14 protein-coding genes and 1 pseudogene are annotated in these 23382 nt (G+C 69.8%); 10 read left to right on the forward strand and 5 right to left on the reverse strand.

Annotated elements, in window-relative coordinates; all coding sequences use genetic code 11:
- The 7 genes and pseudogenes from A9X04_RS05610 to A9X04_RS05640 all read left to right on the forward strand — a co-directional run.
- Nucleotides 1-176 (forward strand): annotated as a pseudogene (locus A9X04_RS05610) (ferredoxin); the annotation flags it as partial.
- A gap of 26 nt (nucleotides 177-202) precedes the next feature.
- Nucleotides 203-1315, forward strand: coding sequence for a succinyldiaminopimelate transaminase (gene dapC, locus A9X04_RS05615; RefSeq protein WP_067918532.1), 1113 nt, complete (start codon nucleotides 203-205; stop codon nucleotides 1313-1315).
- 88 nt (nucleotides 1316-1403) lie between these two features.
- Entirely contained in the window at nucleotides 1404-3761 is a 2358-nt protein-coding gene (locus A9X04_RS05620) for an APC family permease (protein ID WP_067918573.1), read from the forward strand.
- A 291-nt stretch (nucleotides 3762-4052) separates the two neighbouring features.
- Nucleotides 4053-10373, forward strand: a complete 6321-nt coding sequence (gene pks2 / locus A9X04_RS05625; protein ID WP_067918534.1) for a type I polyketide synthase — start codon at nucleotides 4053-4055, stop codon at nucleotides 10371-10373.
- A gap of 289 nt (nucleotides 10374-10662) precedes the next feature.
- Nucleotides 10663-11346: an adenylyl-sulfate kinase gene (cysC, locus tag A9X04_RS05630; protein WP_067918575.1), complete on the forward strand. Its 684-nt coding sequence runs from the start codon at nucleotides 10663-10665 to the stop codon at nucleotides 11344-11346.
- A gap of 71 nt (nucleotides 11347-11417) precedes the next feature.
- The gene (gene sat, locus A9X04_RS05635; protein WP_067918535.1) at nucleotides 11418-12683 is read left to right on the forward strand and encodes a sulfate adenylyltransferase; all 1266 of its coding nucleotides are present in this window, start codon (nucleotides 11418-11420) and stop codon (nucleotides 12681-12683) included.
- Entirely contained in the window at nucleotides 12680-12997 is a 318-nt protein-coding gene (locus A9X04_RS05640) for a hypothetical protein (protein WP_067918536.1), read from the forward strand. The genes sat and A9X04_RS05640 overlap by 4 nt, the downstream gene beginning before the upstream one ends.
- 14 nt (nucleotides 12998-13011) lie before the next feature.
- Here A9X04_RS05640 and fadD21 read toward each other — a convergent pair whose 3' ends face one another.
- A complete protein-coding gene (gene fadD21 / locus A9X04_RS05645) occupies nucleotides 13012-14751 on the reverse strand; it encodes a fatty-acid--AMP ligase FAAL21/FadD21 (RefSeq protein WP_067918537.1) in 1740 nt (579 codons plus the stop codon).
- Nucleotides 14752-14756: 5 nt separating this feature from the next.
- A complete protein-coding gene (locus A9X04_RS05650) occupies nucleotides 14757-16370 on the reverse strand; it encodes a CdaR family transcriptional regulator (protein ID WP_067918538.1) in 1614 nt (537 codons plus the stop codon).
- An 81-nt stretch (nucleotides 16371-16451) separates the two neighbouring features.
- Between A9X04_RS05650 and pruA the strand changes: the two genes are divergently transcribed.
- From pruA to A9X04_RS05665, 3 genes are all read left to right on the forward strand, one after another.
- Nucleotides 16452-18083, forward strand: coding sequence for an L-glutamate gamma-semialdehyde dehydrogenase (gene pruA / locus A9X04_RS05655; protein WP_067918539.1), 1632 nt, complete (start codon nucleotides 16452-16454; stop codon nucleotides 18081-18083).
- Nucleotides 18083-19045: a proline dehydrogenase family protein gene (locus A9X04_RS05660; RefSeq protein ID WP_067918541.1), complete on the forward strand. Its 963-nt coding sequence runs from the start codon at nucleotides 18083-18085 to the stop codon at nucleotides 19043-19045. Before pruA ends, A9X04_RS05660 begins: the two co-directional genes overlap by 1 nt.
- Before the next feature lie 220 nt (nucleotides 19046-19265).
- Complete coding sequence (locus tag A9X04_RS05665; RefSeq protein ID WP_067918543.1) at nucleotides 19266-20510, forward strand: HNH endonuclease signature motif containing protein; 1245 nt, start codon at nucleotides 19266-19268, stop codon at nucleotides 20508-20510.
- Between the two features lie 87 nt (nucleotides 20511-20597).
- Here the strand turns inward: A9X04_RS05665 and A9X04_RS05670 are convergent, their stop codons facing one another.
- From A9X04_RS05670 to A9X04_RS05680, 3 genes are read right to left on the reverse strand one after another with little or no spacing between them, the layout of a single operon-like run.
- A complete protein-coding gene (locus tag A9X04_RS05670) occupies nucleotides 20598-21632 on the reverse strand; it encodes an alpha/beta hydrolase (RefSeq protein ID WP_102419834.1) in 1035 nt (344 codons plus the stop codon).
- A gap of 59 nt (nucleotides 21633-21691) precedes the next feature.
- Nucleotides 21692-22303, reverse strand: coding sequence for a TetR/AcrR family transcriptional regulator (locus A9X04_RS05675; protein ID WP_067918545.1), 612 nt, complete (start codon nucleotides 22301-22303; stop codon nucleotides 21692-21694).
- The gene (locus A9X04_RS05680) at nucleotides 22303-23373 is read right to left on the reverse strand and encodes a zinc-binding dehydrogenase (protein ID WP_067918547.1); all 1071 of its coding nucleotides are present in this window, start codon (nucleotides 23371-23373) and stop codon (nucleotides 22303-22305) included. The genes A9X04_RS05675 and A9X04_RS05680 overlap by 1 nt, the downstream gene beginning before the upstream one ends.
- Nucleotides 23374-23382: the final 9 nt, after the last annotated feature.

The raw sequence follows: 23382 nt of genomic DNA on the forward strand, positions 1-23382 counted from the left end.
CCGTCGAAGCGATCTACTACGAAGACGACGTGCCCGAGCAGTGGAGCCAGTACACGCAGATCAACGCCGACTTCTTCACCGAGCTGGGCTCGCCGGGCGGTGCGGCCAAGGTCGGCATGACCGAGAACGACCCGCAGGCAGTCAAGGACCTGCCGCCGCAGGGTGAGGGCGACTGAGCGGGCCGGGGCTGCATGAGCCCGCGGTGAGGCCGCGCGCCCCCCACGGGCGGGTCTCGGCGACCCTGCCCGAGTTCCCCTGGGACACCCTGGCCGACGCGAAGGCGCGGGCCGGTGCCCATCCCGACGGGATCGTCGACCTGTCGGTCGGCACCCCGGTCGACCCGGTCGCGCCGGTGATCTCCGACGCGCTCGCCGCCGCCGGGTCCGCGTCCGGGTATCCGGCCACCGCCGGCACTCCGCGGCTGCGCGAAGCGGCGGTCGCAGCGCTGGCCCGCCGCTTCGGCATCACCGGGCTGAGCGAGGCCGCCGTGCTGCCGGTGATCGGCAGCAAGGAGCTCATCGCCTGGCTGCCGACCCTGCTGGGGCTGGGGCCCGCCGACCTGATCGTGGTGCCCGAGCTGGCGTACCCCACCTATGACGTCGGGGCCCGGCTGGCCGGCGCGCCGGTGCTGCGCGCGGATTCGTTGACACAGGTGGGTCCGCGATCGCCGGCGCTGGTCTACCTGAACTCCCCGAGCAACCCGACCGGACGCGTGCTGGGCGTCGACCACCTGCGCAAAGTGGTCGGCTGGGCGCGCGAGCGGGGCAGCGTGGTGGCCTCCGACGAGTGCTACCTGGGCCTGGGCTGGGAGGCCGAACCGCTGTCGATCCTGCATCCCTCGGTCTGCGACGGCGACCATAGCGCGCTGCTCGCGATCCACTCGCTGTCGAAGAGCTCGTCGCTGGCCGGCTACCGGGCCGGATTCGTGACGGGCGACCACGAGCTGGTGGCCGAGCTGCTGGCGGTGCGCAAGCACGCCGGGATGATGGTGCCCACACCGGTGCAGGCGGCGATGGTCGCCGCGCTGGACGACGACGCCCACGAGCGGGCGCAGCGGGAACGGTACGAGCGGCGGCGGGCGGCCCTGCTGCCGGCGCTGCGCTCGGCCGGATTCACCGTCGACCATTCCGAAGCGGGCCTCTATCTGTGGGCCACCCGTGGCGAGCCGTGCGCGGACAGCGTCGCGTGGCTGGCCGACCGCGGCATCCTGGTGGCTCCCGGGCATTTCTACGGTCCGCGCGGCGCGCAGCACGTGCGCGTCGCGTTGACCGCCACCGACGAGCGGATAGCCGCCGCCGTGCGGCGGCTCGCCTAGCCGAGGCCGACCGGATGCCGCCGCGGCGGCGGCGAACGTGCACAATGCAGCGGAGGTGTTTCGTCCGCTCAGGTTAAGGACGGTGGTGGTGACGACTTCGGCCGGCAAGCTCCGCATCCCCCTTTCGGTCGGGGACATCGTCAAGCGCGTGTTCCTGGGCAAGCCGCTGATCACCGAGGACATCGCTTCCGAGAAGTTGTCGAATCCGGTTGCCCTGGGCGCCCTTTCGCCGGACGCGGTCTCCTCAGTCGCCTACGGTCCGGAGCAGATCCTGATCGAACTGCTGCCGCACGCCGGGTTGGCCGCCTTCCTCTTGCTGCTCCCCATCACCGGTGTCATCCTGCTCATCCTGGTGCTGGTGGCCGCCTCGTACCGGCAGGTGGTGATGGCCTACACCCGGGCGGGCGGCTCCTACATCGTCGCGCGCGACAACTTCGGACCCCGGGTGGCGCAGATCGCCGCCGCGGCGCTGTTGATCGACTACGTGGTCACCGTCGCGGTCCAGTCGGCGGCCGGGACGGTTGCGGTGGTGTCGGCGGTCCCCGCGCTGGGCCCCTACAGCCTCGAATTGACCGTGGCTGTGGTGCTTGTCATCTGTTACGCGAACCTGCGCGGGTTGAAGGAGGCGGGCCTGCCGTTCGCGGTGGCGACCTACTCCTTCATCGCGATGGTCGGCCTGACGATCGTGGTCGGCGTGATTCGCGCGGCCACCGGGAACCTGCCGGTCTACGATCCCGCCCACATGGCCGGAACCGTGCCGGTCCACCAGGGCAACGGGTTGGTGCTGGGCGCCACGATCCTGGTGTTGCTGCGCGCGTTCGCCAACGGGGGTTCGTCGCTGACGGGTGTGGAGGCCATCTCCAACACGGTCGACTACTTCCGAAAGCCCCAGGGCCGCAACGCGCGACTCGTCCTGACCGCCATGGCCACCATTCTCGGCCTGCTGCTGGCCGGCGTCGCCTACCTCGCCCACGTCACGCACGCCACGCCGTACCTCACCGAGTACCCGTCGGTGCTGTCGCAGATCGGCCGCGCCGTCTTCGGCAACGGCATCCTCGGCGACGTCTTCTACATTCTGGTGCAGGCTTCGACGGCCGCGATCCTGTTCACCGGCGCGAACACCAGCTTCAACGGCTTCCCGGCGCTGGCCAGTTTCGTTGCCGAGGACCGCTTCCTGCCGCGCCAACTCACCAAACGCGGTCACCGGCTGGTCTTCTCGAACGGCATCATCACCCTGACGGCGCTGTCGGTGGTGTTGCTGGTGGTGACCGGCGGCTCGGTCAACGCGCTGGTGCCCTTCTATGCGATCGGTGTGTTCACCGGTTTCTCGATGGCCGGCTACGGAATGACCAAACACCATCTGACGCACCGCGAACCGGGATGGCGACGCCGCCTGGCGATCAACCTGTCCGCAGCGGTCCTGTCGACGATCGTGGTGGGCATCTTCGCGGTGGCGAAATTCACCGAGGGCGCGTGGCTGGTGGTCGTCGTCTTCCCGCTGCTGGTGTTCATGCTGATGCGGCTCAACCGCGAATACCGCGCCGAGGCGGCCATTCTCGAGATGTTCCGCACCGACCGCCCGGAGTTGGTGAAGTACGCGCGGCACCGGGTGTTCGTCCTCGTCGACTCCGTCGACCTGGCGGTGATCGAAGCGCTGCGGTACGGCAGGGGATTACGGGCCGACGAGCTGACCGCGGTGCACTTCATGGTCGACCCGGCCCACGCCGCCCAGCTGCGGAAGCGCTGGGATCACTTCGGGCTCGACACGCCGCTGCGGGTGGTGGACTGCCCGGACCGGCGCATCAGCCGCGCCGCGCAACTGCTGGTTGCCAAGGCGCGCGACGAACAACCGCACACCAACGTGACCGTGCTGCTGCCGCGTCGAACGTTCGCGCGGCTGCTGGGCCGGCTACTGCATGACCGCACCGCCGACAAGATCGCCCGCGCCGTGAGCCTGGTCCCGGACGCGGCGGCGACGATCGTGCCCTACGACGTCGAATCGCGCATCAAGGAGGCCTACCCGGACACCTTCGAGCAGCGGCTCGCGCAGGAGATCGACAAGCTCGAAGCCTGGGTGTCCAAGGGGGAGGACGAGAAGGTCGACTCCTACGAGCATCCCGAGCGGCCGGCGTCGGTGATCCTGGTGGCCGGGCTGATCTCGGGGCAGCGCGCCACCGTCGAAGGCCGGGTCAACCAGGTCGAAGACGTCACCGACCGCGGCCGGACCCTCCGCCAGGTCGTCGTCGGGGACAACAGCGGGGAAATGACGGTCACCTTCCGCCCCGGCCATGGGGGCGCCGACATTCAGCCCGGCCAGCTATTGCGCCTCACCGGGAAGGCCCGCCAGACCGGCAACCGCCCCATCTCGATGGTGGATCCGGTGTATTGCGTGATCGAGGACCCCGCGAAGGCCGTCGGCTCCGGCGAATCCGAAGAGGGCAGCTAAACGTAATGCTGCGCGAAGCAACGGATTAGCCGCACCGCGGGCAAATGCCCGCGCTGACGAGCGCCGTACCGCAGAGATCTTTCCCCTACCTCGCGAATTGCTCTGGAAAGCAGGGGGTTTCGCCGCGTGCAGGTCGCGCCCGGGGTTCCGGGTGAAAGGGCCGGGCCGCGCACCCGATGCGGCCGGAAACGGCAATCGGGGCGGTGAGCCGGGCGTCGATGAAATTCGGGTCGGTAAGCTGGCAGCCGCACGACTGCGCAACGCCGTTGGGGGAGAACAGGGGACTGCACATTGCGTGCCGCAACCGCCGCACCCATTGCTGTCATCGGCATGGCCTGCCGGCTTCCCGGTGGGATCGATTCTCCACAACGGCTGTGGGACGCATTGTTGCGCGGCGCCGATTTCGTGGGCGAGATCCCCGCCGACCGGTGGGACGCCGACCTGTACTACGACCCCGAACCCGGGGTGCCCGGCCGCTCGGTAACCCGGTGGGGCGCCTTCCTGGATGACGTCGGTGGCTTCGACTGCGATTTCTTCGGTATGACCGAGCGGGAAGCCACCGCGATCGACCCGCAACACCGCCTACTGCTGGAGACGTCCTGGGACGCCATCGAGCACGCGGGGCTCGACCCCGCGCGGCTGTCGCACTCGCAGACCGGGGTCTTCGTCGGGCTGACGCACGGCGACTACGAGCTGTTGTCCGCCGACTGCGGTGCCGCCGAGGGGCCGTACGGATTCACCGGCACCAGCAACGCCTTCGCGTCGGGCCGCGTCGCCTACACGCTGGGTCTGCACGGCCCGGCGGTCACCGTGGACACCGCGTGCTCGTCGGGCCTGATGGCCGTCCACCAGGCGTGCGGCAGCCTGAACGGCGGTGAGAGCGACTTCGCTCTGGCCGGTGGCGTCGTCGTGACGCTGGAACCACGCAAATCCGTCTCCGGCTCCCTGCAGGGCATGCTGTCGCCGACCGGCCGCTGCCACGCCTTCGACGCCGACGCGGACGGATTCGTGTCCGGCGAGGGCTGCGCCATGCTGCTGCTCAAGCGGCTCGACGACGCGCAACGCGACGGCGATCGCATCCTGGCGGTGGTGCGCGGCACCGCCGCCAACCAGGACGGCCGCACCGTGAACATCGCGGCGCCCTCGGAAACCGCCCAGGTGGCCGTCTACCGGAAGGCCTTGGATACCGCCGGGATCGACGCGGCGACCGTCGGCTTCGTCGAGGCGCACGGGACCGGGACCCCGGTCGGGGATCCGATCGAATACTCGAGCCTGGCCGCCGTGTACGGCACCGAGGGGCCCTGCGCGCTGGGTTCGGTGAAGACGAACTTCGGGCATCTGCAGTCGACCTCCGGGCCGTTGGGCCTGATGAAGGCGATCCTCGCGCTGCAGCACGGCATCGTCCCGCGCAACCTGCACTTCACCCGCCTGCCCGACGAGATGGCGCAGGTCAAGACCGAACTGTTCGTGCCGCAGGCCGACGCGCCCTGGCCCACCGACGGCCGGCACCCGCGCCGCGCCGCGGTGTCGTCCTACGGCATGTCGGGCACCAACGTGCACGCCGTCCTGGAAGAAGCACCGGCGCAGGCGCCGGAACGCGGCACCGCGCCGAACGACGACGGCCCGCTGCTGTTCCCGGTGTCGGCCACGTCCGCGGAGCAACTGCGGGTCACGGCCGCCCGGATCGCGGACTGGGTGGACGAGCACGCCGGCGCGGCCGGGAGCGCCGGCCTGCGGGATCTGGGCTACACCCTGGCGCGCCGCCGCGCGCACCGGCCGGTGCGGACGGTGGTCTCGGCCGGCAGCTTCGGCGAGCTGAGCGCGGCCCTGCGCGATGTCGCCGGCAGTGACATCCCCTACGAACACGCCGTCGGGCAGGACGACCTCGGGCCGGTGTGGGTGTTCTCCGGGCAGGGGTCGCAGTGGCCGGCGATGGGTGCCGAACTGCTGGCCAGGGAGCCGGTCTTCGCCGCGACCATCGCCGAGCTGGAACCGCTGATCGCCGCGGAATCGGGGTTCTCGGTCACCGCGGCCATGTCGGCGCCCGAGGTGGTGACCGGCATCGACCGGGTACAGCCGACGATCTTCGCGATGCAGGTCGCGCTGGCCGAGACGATGACGTCCTACGGCGTGCGCCCCGGCGCCGTCATCGGGCATTCCCTGGGTGAATCGGCGGCCGCGGTGGTCGCCGGCGGGCTGACGCTGCACGACGGGGTCCGCGTCATCTGCCGCCGCTCGAAACTGATGGCGCGGATCGCGGGTAGCGGCGCCATGGCGTCGGTGGAACTGCCCGGCCAGCAGGTGTTGTCGGAACTGTCCATTCGCGGGATCTCCGACGTCGTGCTGTCCGTGGTCGCCTCGCCGACGTCGACTGTCGTCGGCGGCGACGCGCGGGAAATCCGCGACCTGGTCGCGACTTGGCAGGAGCAGGACATCATGGCGCGCGAGGTGGCGGTGGACGTGGCCTCGCACTCGCCGCAGGTGGAACCGATCCTCGACGAGCTCCTCGAGGCGCTCGACGGGCTCGAGCCCGTCGAACCGCAGGTTCCCTACTACTCGGCGACGCTGTGGAACCCGCGCGAACGGCCGTCGTTCACCGGCGACTATTGGGCCGAAAACCTGCGCTACACAGTGCGATTCGCGGCGGCCGTGCAGGCCGCCCTGAAGGACGGCTACCGGGTCTTCGGGGAACTGGCGCCGCATCCGCTGCTCACCCACGCCGTCGAGCAGAACGCCGGCGGCCTGGACATGCCCATCGCGGCGCTCGCCGCCATGCGCCGCGAGCAGGAGCTGCCGGCCGGGTTGCGCGGCTTCGTCGCCGACGTGCACAGCGCCGGCGCCGCGGTGGATTTCTCCGTGCAGTACCCCACCGGGCGTCTGGTGGACGCCCCGCTGCCGACCTGGACGCATCGCAGGCTGATGCTCAGCCGCGAGGCCACCGAGCAGGCGCAGGGCGCCGCCGTCCAGGCCGTCCATCCGCTGCTGGGCGCGCACGTGCACCTGCCCGAGGAACCCGAGCGCCACGTCTGGCAGGGGGACCTCGGCACCGAGGCGCACCCCTGGCTCGGCGACCACCGAATCCACCACGTGGCCGCGCTGCCCGGCGCCGCCTACTGCGAGATGGCGCTGGCCGCCGCGCGCGCGGTTTTCGGCGAACGCTCCGAGGTGCGCGACGTCACGTTCGAGCAGACGCTGTTGCTGGACGACCGGACGCGGGCATTCTCGGCGGCGACGGTGGTCGCGCCCGCGGTCCTCGAGTTCACGGTGGACACCCACGACGAGGGCGAACGCGTGCGCCGGGCGGGCGCGGTCCTGCATGCCCTCGAGGAAGCGGACGGGCAGCCGGGCGCCCATGACATGGCCACCCTGATCGCCGGTCACCCGTCCGGCATGGACGGCGCCGAATTGCGAAAGGCCTTCGACGCCATCGGGATTCAATACGGCACGGCCTTCTCGGGTCTGGCCGCGGCGCTCGTGGGCGACCCGGACGCCGGCACGGTGCTCGCCGAGGTGGCCCTTCCCGGTGCGATCCGTTCGCAGCAGTCGGGCTACGCCGTTCACCCCGCCCTGCTGGACGCGTGCTTCCAGTCGGTCGTCGTGCATCCCCGGGTGCAGGAGGCGGGCGCGGGCGGCCTGCTGTTGCCGGTCGGTGTGCGCAGGTTGCGCAGCTATGCCTCGACGCGCAATGCGCAATACTGCCTCGCCCGGGTGACGTCGTCGCGCCCCGGCGAGTGCGAGGCCGACCTCGACGTGCTGGACCCGGCCGGAACCGTGCTGTGCAGGATCGAGGGACTGCGGCTGGCCGGAGGGGTCTCCGAAGAGGAGCGGTCACACCGGCTGCTCAACGAGCGGTTGCTGACCATCGAATGGGAGGCCTCGCAACTCCCGGACCCGCCCGGCGGCGAGCCGGGTTCGTGGCTGCTGCTCAGCGCCTGCGACGTGGCGGACCCGGTGACGGCCCGACTGGGCGAGGCGTTGAATTGCGATGGCGCCCAATGCACCACGGTGTCTTTGCCGCTCGGCTCGGTGGAACCCGCTCGGTTGCGCGCGCTGCTGTCCGGGGCAGGCGAGCTGCCCTCGAATGGGCACGCGCCGCTGAAGGGCCTCACCGGTGTCGTCGTGGTGACCGCGCCGGGTGCCGGCCGCACCGACGAGAGCCGTCGCGGCCGCGACTACGTTTCGCACCTGGCGGCCGTCGCCCGTGAGCTCTCCGAGCTGCCCGGCGAGGCGCCCCGGCTTTTCGTGCTGACCCGCAACGCCGCGACCGTGGCCGCCGGCGACGTGGCAAACCTCGAGCAGGCCGGGCTGCGCGGACTGCTGCGGGTGATCGATTCCGAGCATCCGCACCTGAGCGTCACCCAGATCGACATCGACGCGGCGACCGAACCCAAACACGTTGCGCTGCAGTGCAAGAGCGGATCAGAAGAGGACGAGACCGCGTGGCGCGACGGCGAGTGGTACACCGCGCGGCTGCGGCCCGGGCCGCTGCGCCCGGCCGAACGGCGCAGCACGGTCGTCGATCACGGGCGCGACGGCATGCGCCTGCAGATCCGCATCCCGGGCGACCTCGAATCGCTGGAGTTCACCGCGGTCGACCGCGTGCCGCCGGGGCCCGGGGAGATCGAGGTCGCGGTGGCCGCGTCCACCATCAACTTCGCCGACGTGCTGGTGGCCTTCGGCCGCTATCCCACCTTCGAGGGCTACCGGCAGCAGCTGGGTGGGGACTTCGCCGGTGTGGTGACCGCCGTCGGCCCGGGCGTCACCGAGCACAAGGTCGGCGACCGGGTCGGCGGGCTGTCCCGGAACGGATGCTGGGGCACCTTCGTCCTCGCCGACGCCCGGCACGCGGTCACGCTGCCGGACGGCATGCAGCTGGACGACGCGGCGGCGGTGCCGACCGCGGCGGCAACCGCGTGGTACGGCCTGCACGACCTGGCCCGCATCGCGCCTACCGACAAGGTGCTGATCCACTCCGGCACCGGGGGAGTCGGGCAGGCCGCCATCGCGATCGCCAGGGCCGCGGGTTGCGAGGTGTTCGCGACGGCGGGCAGCCCGCAGCGCCGGCAACTGCTGCACGACATGGGGATTGAGCATGTCTACGATTCGCGCAGCACGGCGTTCGCCGACGAGATCCGCCGCGACACCGGCGGGTACGGCGTCGACGTGGTGCTCAACTCGCTGCCGGGCGCCGCGCAGCGCGCGGGCATCGAGCTGCTGGCCCTCGGCGGGCGGTTCGTCGAGCTGGGCAAGCGCGACATCTACGGCGACACCCGCCTGGGGCTGTTCCCGTTCCGCCGGAACCTGTCGTTGTTCGCGGTCGATCTGGCACTGCTGACGTTCAGCCACCCCGAGACGGTCCGTCGCCTGCTGACCACCGTGTACCAACGCACGGCCGACGGCGAGCTGCCGCCGCCGCGGACGACGCACTACCCGATCCACGATGCGGCCACCGCGGTCCGCCTGGTCGCCGCCGCCGGACATACGGGCAAGGTGGTGCTCGACGTGCCGCGCGCGGGGCGCACCGTGGCGGCGGTCCCCCCGGAGCAGGTGCGGCCGTTCCGCACCGACGGCGCCTACATCGTCACCGGCGGCCTGGGCGGCCTGGGCCTGTTCCTGGCCGCCGAGATGGCCGCCGGCGGCGCCGGGCGCATCGTGCTCAATTCGCGCTCGGCACCCGACGAGCGCGCGCGCCAAGCCATCGAGCGGCTGCGCGCCGGCGGGGCCGACATCGTGGTGGAGTGCGGCGACATCGCCGAGCCGGGCACGGCCGAACGCCTGGTCACGTCCGCGGGTGCGACCGGGCTGCCGGTACGCGGGGTGCTGCACGCGGCCGCGGTCGTGGAGGACGCGACGTTGACCAACGTCACCGACGAACTGATCGACCGGTGCTGGGCGCCGAAGGTTTACGGTGCCCGGCATCTGCAGCTGGCCTTGCAGGAAGGGCAAGCCCGCGAGCCACTGGACTGGTTCTGCGCGTTCTCCTCGGCCGCCGCCCTGGTCGGCTCCCCGGGGCAGGGCGCCTATGCGGCGGCCAACAGCTGGCTGGACGCGTTCGCGCACTGGCGCCGCGCCCAGGGCCTGCCGGGCACCACCATCGCGTGGGGCGCGTGGTCCGAGGTCGGGCGCGCCACGGCCCTGGCGGAAGACGCCGGCATCGCGATCACGCCGGACGAGGGCTACCGCGCGTTCGAAACCCTGCTGCGCTACGACCGGCCCTACTCGGGCTACGCGCCTATCATGGGGACGCCGTGGCTGACGTCGTTCGCGCAGCGCAGCCGCTTCGCCGAGGAGTTCGGATCGGTGGCCCAGGGCAGACCGGACACGGGCAAATTCCTGGCCGAACTCAAGGCGCTGCCCCGCGAGGAGTGGCCCTCCGCCCTCCGCCGACTGGTCTCCGGCCAGATCAGCCTGTTGCTGCGGCGCACGATCGATCCCGACCGCCCGCTGTCCGATTACGGCCTGGACTCGCTCGGCAACCTGGAGCTGCGAACCCGGATCGAAACCGAAACGGGTGTGCGCGTCAGCCCCACCAAGATCACGACGGTGCGTGACTTGGCCGAGCACTTGTGCGACGAGTTGGCCGCTGCCGAGACCGCGTCGTCGGCGCCCTGACCCAAGCGGCCGGCCTCTGCGGAGGAAGCGCGTGAGCCCAACGGTCACGACGGCGGCATTCAACTCATCGTGGTTACAACCGGCCCCGATGGGCAAGGCAGGCCGGCACCTGAGGCGACGGCCACCGGCAGGTCGTGGAGGCCGACCGGGACGGCGGCGCGGTGGCGGTGCAGTGGAAATCTCCTGTAAATTGGCCATCTTAGGTAGAAGACCGGCGACAGCCCGGTTTGACCGGCGGGCGACCCGGTGAGGGTCGTCAGGAGAGTTTCCCGAGAGCGTGGAGCTGAGCATGTCGAACAACATCACCTGGCATGAACACCACATCAGTCGCAGCAGCCGCGAGAAACTCAACGGGCATCGGGGTTGCGTCCTGTGGTTCACCGGTCTCAGCGGCAGCGGTAAGAGCACGGTGGCCAACACCGTCGAGCAGAAGCTCTACGAGCGGGGTGTCCGAAGCTATCTCCTCGACGGGGACAACGTCCGTTATGGGCTCAACGCCGGACCGGACACCCTCGAACCACGGCATGGGGTCGAGTTCGCCAAGAGGTTCGGGCTGGGCTTCTCCGCGGAAGATCGCGAAGAGAACATTCGCCGCATCGGGGCCGTCTCGAAGCTGTTCTGTGAGGCCGGTGTCATCGCTTTGACGGCTTTCATCAGTCCCTACCGGCGCGATCGCGACGCGGTGCGGGAAACGCTCGTCGAAGGCGACTTCCAGGAGATCTTCATCGATACCCCGCTCGAGATCTGCGAAAGGCGCGACCCCAAGGGGCTGTACAAGAAGGCCCGGGCGGGGGAGATCAAGGGATTCACCGGGATCGACGATCCCTACGAGGCCCCGGTGCAACCGGAACTGCGACTCGCGGGCGGTCAGAAGGACGCGGACACACTGGCCGAGGAGGTGATTGCCCACCTCGAGAAGGTCGGCGTCGTCCCGGCCCTCGCGCGCAGCCGCGACGGTGCCCTCGAGGTCTAGCGGGTCTAGGAATCGGAACAGGCGCCGGACTGTTCGAAGAAAGTGTTGGGCGGCGAAACGAGGGGCATCAGATGAGCTACACGGGTCACAACGGCAAGCCGATCGTGGAGCGGGTATCCACCGAAAACGCGGCCGGCCGGATCCAGGGCCTGGCGCGAGTGCCCATATCGAAGGCGACCGCGCACGAGGTCATCAGCCTGTCCTACGGGTTCTTCACGCCGCTCACCGGGTTCATGGGGCGGCAAGAGGTCGATACCACGCTGGACAAGTTGGCGCTGCCCGACGGCACGCTGTGGAGCATCCCGATCGTCTTCGACCTGTCGGCGGACGACATCGAGAGGCTGGGCGTCGACGAGGGCTCCGGCGTGGTGCTGGAATACCTCGACGTCCCCCTCGCCATCCTCGACGTCACCGAGATCTACGAGTACGACCTGCAGCGCCTGGCCGAGAAGACTTACGGCACAACGGACCCACGGCACCCGGGCGTGAAGAAGACGCTGGCGTACGAGAACCGGTTCGTGGCCGGAGACATCACGCTCATCAACGAGCCGGTGTTCAACGAGCCCTTCAAGAGCTTTTGGCTCACGCCCAAGCAGCACCACGACGCGCTCGCGGAGAAGAATTGGAACCACGTCGTGGCCCATCAGACCCGCAACGTCCCACACACCGGCCACGAGGCGCTGATGAAGCAGGCGTGGCTGGCCGCCAATGAGGACCAGCCCGTCGACGAATTGAACACCGGAGTGCTCGTCAACGCCATCATCGGGCAGAAGCGGGTGGGCGACTACATCGACGAGGCGATCCTGTTGACCCAGGACGCGCTGAGGACCAGCGGCTACTTCCGGGAAGACGTCCACAAGGTGACCTTCACGTTGTGGGACATGCGCTACGCCGGACCGAGGGAGGCGATCTTCCACGCCATCCTGCGGACCAACCTCGGCTGCACGCACCACATGTTCGGGCGCGACCACGCCGGCGTCGGCGACTTCTACCATCCCTACGACTCGCAGAACCTCCTTCAGGACCACCGCTCGGAGCTGGACATCAAACCGGTGTTCCTGCGGGAGAATTGGTACTGCCCTGAATGCCGCGAAGTGACCAACTCGGCGCTGTGCGGCCACGACGCCAAGGCGCAGAGCTTCAGCGGAAGCCTGATCCGAAGCATCCTCACCGACGAGGTGAAGCCGACGCAGCAGGTCATGCGGCACGAGGTGTTCGAGGTGGTGCTTCAGGCCGCCGCCGAGTACGGCCAGGGCTCGCCGTTCGTCACCGAGGAGTACCTGAGGGACCGGCTGCCCGTGTTCACCCTGAACCAGTTGAAGGGGGCCGACTCGTGAGCGGCGAGGAGAACAAGATCAAGGTCAACGTGTGGATCAACGAGGAGCGGCTCGAGGCGCTGGCGAAGGCCGGAATGGCCGACTCGGCGAAGGAAGCGTTCGCAGGCATGAAGCTTCTGGAGATCCACACCACCGAAGAGCAGAAAGACGTTGTCCTGCAACGCTTTCCGGGGGCAAAATACGACTCCGCCACCACCAAGTCCATCGAGTTGCTACCCAAGAAGGTCAAGGACAGGCTGTTGCAGTTGTCCATCGCGCTGCACTCCACGGGCCCTGACGTGATGGACAGCTTCCTTGCCGAATCGCAACCCTAGCGGGGCGCGTCCGCTCAGGCGTCCAACCGGGTGAACTGCTGGCGGCGGTACTGCTCGACGCAGGCGGCGCGCCGGATCTTGCCGCTCGTCGTGGTGGGGATGGAACCCGGGGGCACCAGCACGAGATCGGCGACATTGAGGCCGTGCGAGCTCGAAATCGCCGCGGTGACATCGTTTTTGACGGTGTCGAGCCGGCGCAACGCGTCCTCGGCGGAATCGCCGCGCTTCTTCCATTCGATGATGGTCACCAGCTTTTCGGACTCGTCCACCGCGACGGAGATCGCCGCGACCCGGCCCCCGGTGATCTGTTGGACCGTCGACTCGATGTCCTCGGGATAGTGGTTGCGCCCGTACACGATCAGTAGATCCTTCATCCGGCCCACGATGAACATCTCGCCCTCGGAGACGAAGCCGAGATCACCGGTGCGCAGCCACGGTCCCGCGGGCGTGCCCGGTGACGGGTCGGTCACGGTGCCGCCGAAGGTGCGCTCGGTTTCCTCCGGCTTCCGCCAATAGCCGCCGGCCACGTTCTCGCCGTGCACCCAGATTTCGCCGACCGCCCCCGGCGGGCGTTCCCTGCCGGTGTCCGGGTCGACGATCCGCACCGCCGGCGACCTCGGCGTGCCATAGCTGAGTAGCGGTGAGCCGGTTTGCGCCGAACACCGTTGCGCCGCCCCCTCCGACAACCGCTCGGATTCGAAGTGAACGACCTCCGGGGCGCCGCCCCGGGTGCGGCTGGCGACGTAGACGGTCGCCTCCGCGAGGCCGTAGGAGGGGCGCATCATGTGATCGCGGAAGTTGTACGGGGCGAACCGTTTACAGAATCGGTCCAGCGTGGCGGGATGGATGCGCTCGGCGCCGCTGATGATGCCCAGCACGTTGCCCAGGTCGACGCCGTCCAGGTCGGCATCCGACGTCTTGCGGGTGGCCAGCTCGAAGGCGAAGTTGGGCGCCGCCGACATCACCGGTGCGCCGTTGGCCATCGCGTGGATCCACCGCGCCGGGCGCTGCAGGAAGGCCACCGGGCTCGTCAGGTCACCGCGGTAGCCACCCAGGATCGGCGCGATCACGCCGAGCACGAAACCCATGTCGTGATAGAAGGGCAGCCACGACACCACGGTCGTGTCGCGCGGCGGGACGCCGTTGGCCTCGACGAAATAGTCGGCCATCAGCTGCTGGAAGTTCACCTGAAGGTTGCGGTGCGAGATCACCACCCCGGCGGGCAGCCGAGTGGAGCCGGAGGTGTACTGCAGGTACGCCGTGCCTGGGGCGCCGCTCACCCGGATGCTCGGAGCGCCCGCATCGTCCAAATCGAGCGCGTCGACCTCGACGACGGCCGGCGTGGCCGTCGAGCCCGGTTGCCGGAGGTGGTCGGAGACGGCTCCGGCGGCCGCGGACGTGGTGAGGACGACGGTGGGTGTGGTGTCGGCCAGGACGGCGCTCACCCGTTCGTCGTGCGAGCCGGCCGCGGGTACCGACAGCGGGACCGCGATCAGCCCGGCCTGCATCGCGCCCAGGAACGCCACGATGTAGGCCAGCCCTTGGGGAGCGAGGATCACGGCGCGGTCGCCCACGGCCCCATGCCGCCTGACCGCGTGCGCGACGTTCAGCGTCCGCCGGTACAGCTGCGCCCACGTCAACGCCTCGGTGACGCCCGCCCAATCCTGCTCGTAGTCGGTGTAGCGGAACGCCACGTCGTCGGGCTGCAGCCCGGCGCGTTCACGCAGCAGGGCGACCACGGACGCGTTCTGCATGCGCGTTAGGTTACCGCCTCGCCCCGGGGCCCACCCGGCAGTCGCAAGCCCACCGAAAACAGCAGCCGCACCTCGGGATCGGCCAACGACGTCGACAACAACCTCTCGATGCGGCGCACGCGGTAGCGGACGGTGTTGGGATGCACGTGCAGCGACCGCGCGGCGGCCGCGACGTCGCCGAAGTCGTCCAGATACACCCGCAGGGTCTCGGCCAGCACCGGTTCCCGGGCGCGCAGCTCGGCGATGCGCGGATCGACCAGCCGGTCTTCGCGGCCGACCAGGGCCAGGATCTCGTCGAGCAGGACGGTGGTGCGCGCCTCGGCCAGCGACGTCACCTGTGGCATCGAAACCGGATGGCGCGCAGCGCTGTCCAGCACGCGGTCCAGTTCGGCGCGCGCCGCGGCGATCCCGGCCAGGCCGGTGACGGGAGCGGCGACCGCGGCCCGCAACTGCACCCCGAGCTCGGCGCGCATCGCCGCGACGGTGCCGCGCACCCACGAGTTGACCGAACGGGTCTGCGTCTGGGGCAGCAGCACATAGATCCGCGATCCGCGCGAGGCCACCTGGGCATCGCTCCGAAAGGCGCTGGCGCTCAACGCCATCACGTCGGCCAACCGCGCCTGGCGGGGCGTGCCGTCGGCCGCGGCGTCGGCGGTGTCCCAGCCGATCAGCGCCGCGTCGCCGTCGGGGGTGACGCCGAGTTCGCGCGCGACGGCGACCGGGTCGGGTTCGCCGTCGATCAGGCCCAGCAGCTGCTGCACCCGCCGCGCGTGCGTGGACGGCCGCGCCGCCAACCGCGCCATGATCCGCGCGGCGAGCACCGCCGCACCGCGCAGCATCTGCTCGGCGTCATCGGCCAACGGCTGCGAGCCCTGCTGCACCCAGATGGTGCCGGCGAACGTCGGCGGTCGCCGCGCGTCCAACGCGGGCTGGTGGATCCCGACGGCCAGGCGCGGCCGCAGGCCCAACTCGGGACGTTCGGCCACGCGCACCACCTGATCGCCGGCCCGCAGCGCATCGAAAATGCCCCACTGGCCGATCCATTCGAGATGCGCGGGCGGCCCCGCCCGGCCCAGGATGGACAGGCGGCGCAGCTCGTCGGCTTCGTCGTTGGAGGCCGAATACGCCAACACGTGCGACTGGGCATTCTCGATGCTGACCATGCCGTGGATGCGGTCGGCCAGCGACTGCGCCAAGCCGAACAGGTCGGTGCCCGAGTCCTCGGTCTCGTCGGCGCGGTCGCCGTGATGCTCGAGCACGTGACTGACCAACTGGTAGAGCCGTTCCCAGCGGGCCCGCGGCTCGACGGCGACCACCGCCGAGCCGGCCCCCACCGCCGCATTCACCAAGGCGTTCGAGGGTTCCTTGGCGAAGAGCGCCACCGGCACCCGCTCGCGGGCCTGCTTGCTCACCCAGCGCAGCGCCTCGTCGTCGGCGACCCCCAGCAGGAAGAACGCGTCGGACGACCCCACGGCCGCCGCGAGTCCGAGCCGCACGTCGTCGCCGTCGATCAGCGCGGCGGAAGTCACCGGAAGATCCAGGCCCCGCGGCGCTTCGACCAGGCTGACCAGCGTCGCGTCCAGCGCCAACAACAGCTGACCCAGCCCCACACCAGCCATTGTCCGATCGTACTATCAAAGGGCGCCCATGCTGTCCGATCGGCTAATTCCGTGGGGCGCCGTGGCGAGGATCCTGGCGGCATGGACGCGATAACCCAGGTGCCGCTGCCGGCCAACGAGCCGGTCCACGACTACGCGCCGCAATCCCCGGAACGCGACCGGCTGCGTGCCGAGCTGGCCGCGCTGGCCGACCACCCGATCGACCTCCCGCACGTCATCGGCGGCAGACACCGGATGGGCGACGGTGATCGCATCGAGGTCGTCCAACCGCACCGGCACGCCGCCACGCTGGGCACCCTGACCAACGCCGTGCACGCCGACGCGGCGGCGGCGATCGACGCCGCCATGGCAGCGAAACCCGCCTGGGCGGCAATGCCTTTCGACGAGCGTGCGACGGTGTTCCTGCGGGCCGCGGACCTGCTGGCCGGGCCCTGGCGGGAGAAGATCGCCGCCGCGACCATGCTGGGCCAATCGAAATCCGTCTACCAGGCCGAGATCGACTCGCCCTGCGAGCAGGTCGACTTCTGGCGCTTCAACGTGGAGTTCGCGCGCCAGATCCTGGCGCAGCAGCCGATCAGCGGGCCCGGCGAATGGAATCGCAGTGACTATCGTCCGCTCGACGGATTCGTCTACGCCATCACGCCGTTCAACTTCACCTCCATAGCGGCCAACCTGCCGACCGCGCCGGCGCTGATGGGCAACACCGTCGTGTGGAAGCCGTCGATCACGCAGACCCTGTCGGCCTACCTGACCATGCGGCTGCTGGAGGCCGCGGGGCTGCCGCCCGGCGTCATCAACCTCGTCACCGGCGACGGGTTCGCGGTGTCCGACGTTGCGCTGGCCGACCCGCGGCTGGCCGGCATCCACTTCACCGGGTCCACCGGCACCTTCCAGCGCCTGTGGCAGCAGGTGGGCGCCAATATCGGTCGCTACCACAGCTATCCGCGGCTGGTCGGCGAGACCGGCGGCAAGGACTTCGTGGTGGCGCACCGTTCGGCGCGGCCGGATGTGCTGCGCACCGCGCTGATTCGCGGTGCGTTCGACTACCAGGGCCAGAAATGCTCGGCGGCGTCGCGGGCGTTCATCCCGCACTCGGTGTGGCGGCGCATCGGCGACGACTTCCTGGGCCAGACCGCCGCGCTGCGCTACGGCGACGTCACCGACCTGACCAACTACGGCGGGGCGCTGATCGACGAGCGGGCGTTCGCCAAGAACGTCGAGGCGATCGAGCGGGCGAAGAGCGCCGCCCACGTCACCATCGCGGTGGGCGGCGAATACGACGACAGCGTCGGCTATTTCGTACGTCCCACGGTGCTGCTGTCCGACGACCCGGCCGACGAGTCGTTCGCCACCGAGTATTTCGGTCCGCTGCTTTCGGTGCACGTGTACCCCGACGACGACTACCAACGCATCCTCGGCGTGATCGACGGTGGCTCGCGGTACGCGCTGACGGGCGCGGTCATCGCCGATGATCGCGGGGCGGTGCTGGCCGCGCAGGAGCGCCTGCGCTTCGCCGCCGGGAACTTCTACGTCAACGACAAACCCACGGGCGCGGTCGTCGGGCGCCAGCCGTTCGGTGGTTCGCGTGGCTCGGGCACCAACGACAAGGCGGGCTCGGTGCTGAACCTGTTGCGCTGGACGTCGGCCCGCACCATCAAGGAGACGTTCGTCCCGGCGACCCACCATACCTACCCGCACATGGCGGCCGAGTGATGACCGGCGTGTTCGCCAGCACGCTGCGCCCGGCGATCATGGCCGCCAGCCGGCGACCGGGATTGCGCCGGGCCGCCGAAGGGCTGCCCATCGCCCGTCGGGTGGTGCACCGCTTCGTTCCCGGCGAGACCATCGACAGCGCGCTGGGCAGCGTTGCGGCGCTTCGCGGTTCGGGCCGGTGCGTCAGCCTCGACTACCTCGGTGAAGACGTGACCGACGCCGGCGCCGCCAACTCGGCGGTGGCGGTGTATCGGGACCTGATCGACCGGCTGGCCAGGTTCGGCGATGACGCGGCCGACCGGCCGCTCGAGGTGTCGCTGAAGCTGTCGGCCCTGGGGCAGGCGCTGGGTCGCGACGGCGAGAAGATCGCCCGGGAGAACGCCTTCGCGATCTGCGAAGCGGCGCAGCGCGCCGGCGTGTGGGTGACGGTGGACGCCGAGGACCACACGACGACGGACTCCACGCTGGCGATCGTGCGCGATCTGCGGAACGACTTCTCTTGGCTGGGCGTGGCGTTGCAGGCCTACCTGCGGCGCACGTTGGGCGATTGCCGGGAATTCGCCGACGCCGGGGCGCGAATCCGGTTGTGCAAGGGGGCCTACGACGAACCGGCGGCGGTAGCCTATCGCGACCCCGCCGCGGTGACCGATTCCTACCTGCGTTGCCTGCGGGTGTTGATGGCCGGTTCGGGCTACCCCATGGTGGCTTCCCACGACTCGGCGATCATCGAGGAGGTGCCCGCGCTGGCCCGCGAAGTGGGTCGGGATACAACGGATTTCGAGTATCAGATGCTGTACGGCATCCGCGATGGGGAGCAGCGACGGCTCGCCGACTCCGGCAACCGGGTCCGCGTTTACGTGCCGTTCGGCACCCAGTGGTACGGCTACTTCATGCGCCGCCTGGCCGAGCGGCCCGCGAACCTGACGTTCTTCCTGCGGGCGCTGGCGCAGCGCGGGCACTGAGTGGGAGCTCACGGCTTGCGTGTGCCGTCAGGGCGGCGACACGCCGACGATCACCGCCCTGTCCCACAGTCAAAGCCCTGGCGCACACTCGAGGCGCGGGCGTTGAGCCATAGCGACGGTGGGGCGTCTGGTGGCCAATCAGGCTGCCTGGCTTGGTGGCTGACGACCGTCGCCCCGGAGACAGCCGAAACTTGTCGGTGGCCGCTGCGATGATGTGGTTATGTCTTTGACCGCCTCGCCTCCGGCTGCAGTTACCCCTGCCGAGCGCCTGGATGGGTTGTTTGAGGAGTTGGCGGAGTTGGCGGGTCAGCGTAATGCGATTGATGGGCGGATCGTGGAGATCGTCGCTGAGTTGGATCGCGACGAGCTGTGCGGTGTCACGGGTGCGCGGTCGGTGGCGGCGTTGGTGGCCTGGAAGCTGGGCTTGTCGTCGGCGAATGCCCACACGATTAGCACCGTGGCACACCGGCTGCAGGAGTTTCCGCGGTGTGCCCAGGGCCTGCGGGAGGGTCGGCTGTCGCTGGATCAGGTCGGGGTCATCGCCGCGCAAGCGGGTGAGGGGTCTGATGAGCATTACGCCGAGTTGGCGCGGGTCGCTACGGTCAACCAGCTGCGTACCGCGGTCAAGCTGGAACCGCGACCCGAACCTCAGACTCGGCCGCGATCGCAGCCGGCGATCACCAAGACCGCCGATGAGGAGTTCACCTGCTGGCGCATCAGGCTGCCGCACGTGGACGCGGCGAAGTTCGACGCCGCCTTGGCCTCTCATCGTGATGCGCTGATCGCCGAGTGGAAACACGACCGCGGCAACGGCGACATCCCAGCGGAGATCGCACCGCCACTGCCGGGCACGCTCGAGGCGTTCATGCGCCTGGTCGAAGCCGGGTGGGATGCCGAGGCGGCCCGCCGGCCGCACGGGCAGCACACCACGGTGGTGGTGCATCTCGACGTCGAGCAGCCCGCCGCCGCGCTGCATCTGGGTCCGCTGCTCACCGAGGATGACCGCCGCTACCTGACCTGTGATGCCACCTGCGAGGTGTGGTTCGAACGTGCCGGCGAGGTCATCGGCGCCGGCCGAACGACGCGCACGATCAGCCGGCGGCTGCGCCGGGCGCTGGAGCATCGCCACCGCATGTGCGCGGTGCCCGGCTGTGGCGCCACCCGTGGGCTGCACGCGCATCACCTCCGGCACTGGGAAGACGGCGGCCCCACCGAATTGGCCAACCTGGTACTGGTCTGCCCCTATCACCACCGGCTGCACCACCGCGGCCTGATCACCCTCACCGGACCCGCCGCCGACCTGACCGTCACCGACAGCTCCGGCCGCCCGCTCAGCGCAGCATCACTCGCGCGCCCACCCACCCTGGCCCCACCCGCCGTCGCGCCGTGCCCCGGACCCACCGGCGAACGCGCCGACTGGTGGTGGTACGACCCCTTCCAGCCGCAACCACCGCCCTCCAACTAGGCCGGCAGCGCGGTCGTCGACGAGATTCCCGATCTCGGCGTCACGGGTTTCGCGCTGGATCCTCAACTGTTACATCGGCTACCCGAGTCATCCGGGGCAGCCCTCACGGTTCGCGGTGTCAAGCGCCTTCGGCGCGCCCTCGAGGGCGGAGTGCAGCGACTCGAAGACCTGCGGGTCCCACGTCAGCGCCGTCTTCCAGTCCAGCCCGGCCTGGTTGGAGACGAAAATGCTGTGCGTGTCGTCGAACGCGTAGCAGCGCCGGTGCGGCAGCACGGAATCGGGCAGGTCGACCGCCAGCGCGCTACGCAACGCCACGATGCCGTCGTTGGGCCACACCATGGGGTTGACCTGCCCGGCCTTGGTGAACTTCTTGCCCCCGATCAGCACCACGGGGATCTTGTCCAACACCCCGGCCTGGAACTGGTTCCAGCCGTCCTTGCCCATCAGGTAAGCCTGATTCACCTCGCGGCCGGAACCCGACACCAGCCGCAGCACTTCGGTCTTGAAACCCTTCATCGCGTTCTCGCAGAACTGGTCGCCCGCGCAGTCGGTCAGCGGGAGGACGTCGTTGGCGTAATCCGACAGGTACGAGCCCTGCCACGGCGTGCCGATCGTGGTCAGCGAGCGGACGTGCACCGCCGAGTTCGTGGTGGTCAGTACCCGGATCGCCGCCCGCGAGTACAGGCCGCCCATCGAGTGGCCGACCAGGTCGACCTCGTTTATGCCCTTGTCGGTGTGCAGGTAGGTCAAAAACCGCGCCAGGTGTTCGCCGGCGGTGTCGATGCTCCCGGTGGAGTTCACGGTCATGTTCTCCGGCAGCGTGATTGGGCAGACCCCGAACGGGCCGAAGCCGGTCTGGTCCACCACCTGCCCCCGGCCGGCCATCGCCGGTGACGTGAACACCTTGTAGCCCTGCTTGAGCAGGTATTCGCGGATCGCGGTGTCGGTGTTGCCCGCCGCCAGCCCGGTCGAGCACGCCTGGTCGGGTGTGGTGAACGGGCTCGTCGCATCCCCGCCGGAGACGATGACGACCGCCTGCGACGCCGCGCGCTTCTGGTCGGACCGGCCGCACCCCAGCAGCATCGACGTCGTGGCCACCACGATCGCGGTGAGCGCCAGCATGCGTCGCACACCCTGGATGCTAACCGTCGCACCGGCCGCGATCGGCCGATTCGAGCGACTCAGGGGGCGCGTCTGGGCCGTGCGCGTTCGCCGGCGAACCCGCGCACCGCGTAGGCGCGCACGAACTCGGCCACCGCCTCGGGATCGTCCATGTCCAGCGTCGAGGACGGCGTGCTGAAGAGCGAGAACAGGATGCGCGCGAACCATTCGCCGGCGGTCTGGACGTCGAGGTCCTTGCGCACCTCCCCGGTGAGCCTGGCGGCCGACAGGTAGGGCGCGACGAAGTCGACGCACTCGCGCAGCAGCACGGCGGCGTCCTTGGTCAGCAGCAGGCTGATGGCGTCCTCGTCGAAATACTTCTCGGATGCGATGGATCGCCGGGCCTGGGTTACGAAAACGGCTGCCTCGCTGAGCTTTTCCTCAAGGGAAGCGCCGCGCGCCATGGCTTTGGACATCTCGCGGTAGAACCGCTCGGAAGCGTGTTCGGCGCAGGCTTCGATGATGGCGCCCTTGTCGCCGAAGTACTCGTAGATGGTGCTGCGCGACACCCCGGCCGTCCTGGCGATGTCGACGATCGTCGCCTTCTGCAACCCCTGCTTGCGGAAGCAGGCGTATGCGGATTCCACGATCAACTCGCGGGTGTCGATGGCCTGGGCGGCCGCTTGGGTCATCACGGCACCAACGCACCCCGCGGAACCAACCCGGCGTCGGCCGACGCAAAAGCGGCGTTGACGTCGGTCAGGTGGAACGGTTCGGGCATCAACCGGTCGAACGGGAACCTGGTGTGCTGCAGGAAGTTCAGGCCGATCGCCAGCGTGACGGGTTCGTAGAACATGACGCCGCGCACCGACTTGTTGCCGTAGACCAGCACGCTCGGATCCAGCTCGAAGGTTCGTCCCATGCCGACGTTGCCGACCTCGAGGAGCGTTCCCCCGTTGTTCAGGAAGCCGATCCCCTCGGGAATGACGCCCGGCACGCCGACGACCTCGAGCACCCAGTCGGCGCCGACGCCGCCGGTGCGCGCGCGGACCTGTTGGGCGACCTCCGCGGCCGACAGGGCGCTCGCGTCGATGCAATGTGTGGCACCGAAATCGGCGGCGACGTCGAGCCGTTCGGGGATCTTGTCGATGACGATGACCTCCGCGGCACCGGCGGTGCGGGCCACGGCCGCGGCGTTGATGCCCAGCCCGCCCGCACCCTGGATGACCACCGTGTCGCCGAGGCGCACCTCGCGCAGCGCGAACAGCACCTGTGCCAGCGCGCAGTTCAGCGGGGCGACGGCTTCGTCCGGCAGGCCCTCGGGCACCCTGTACAGCGGCTGTCGCCGGCTGGTGTAGTAGTACTCGCCGTAGGCGGCGACGAAGTGCGGCGCCTGATCGTGCGTCCGGTATTCGCCGGCCATCAGGTTCTGGCACGCGTGGGAGCGGCCCCGCGCGCAGGCGTGGCACTGGCCGCAGAACCAGAAATACGGCGTGACCACGCGATCCCCAACCGCCAGCGGCTTCCCGGTCGCATCGGTGGTCAGGCCGTCGCCCAGTTCGGCGATCTCGCCCACCATTTCGTGGCCCATGGCGAACGGGCACGGCAACGGCAGTTCGCCGCGGAAGATGTGCAGGTCAGATCCGCAGATGCCGGCCATCCGCAGCCGCAGCGCCGCGGTGCCGGGCGCCGGTGTGGTCAACGGAAACTCGGCCAGCTCGATGGGACCGCCGTGGGCGGTCAGCAGCGCGAGCTTCGGCATGATGATCCC

The organism is Mycobacterium sp. E3247, from assembly GCF_001667785.1.
Taxonomy (GTDB): Bacteria; Actinomycetota; Actinomycetes; order Mycobacteriales; family Mycobacteriaceae; genus Mycobacterium.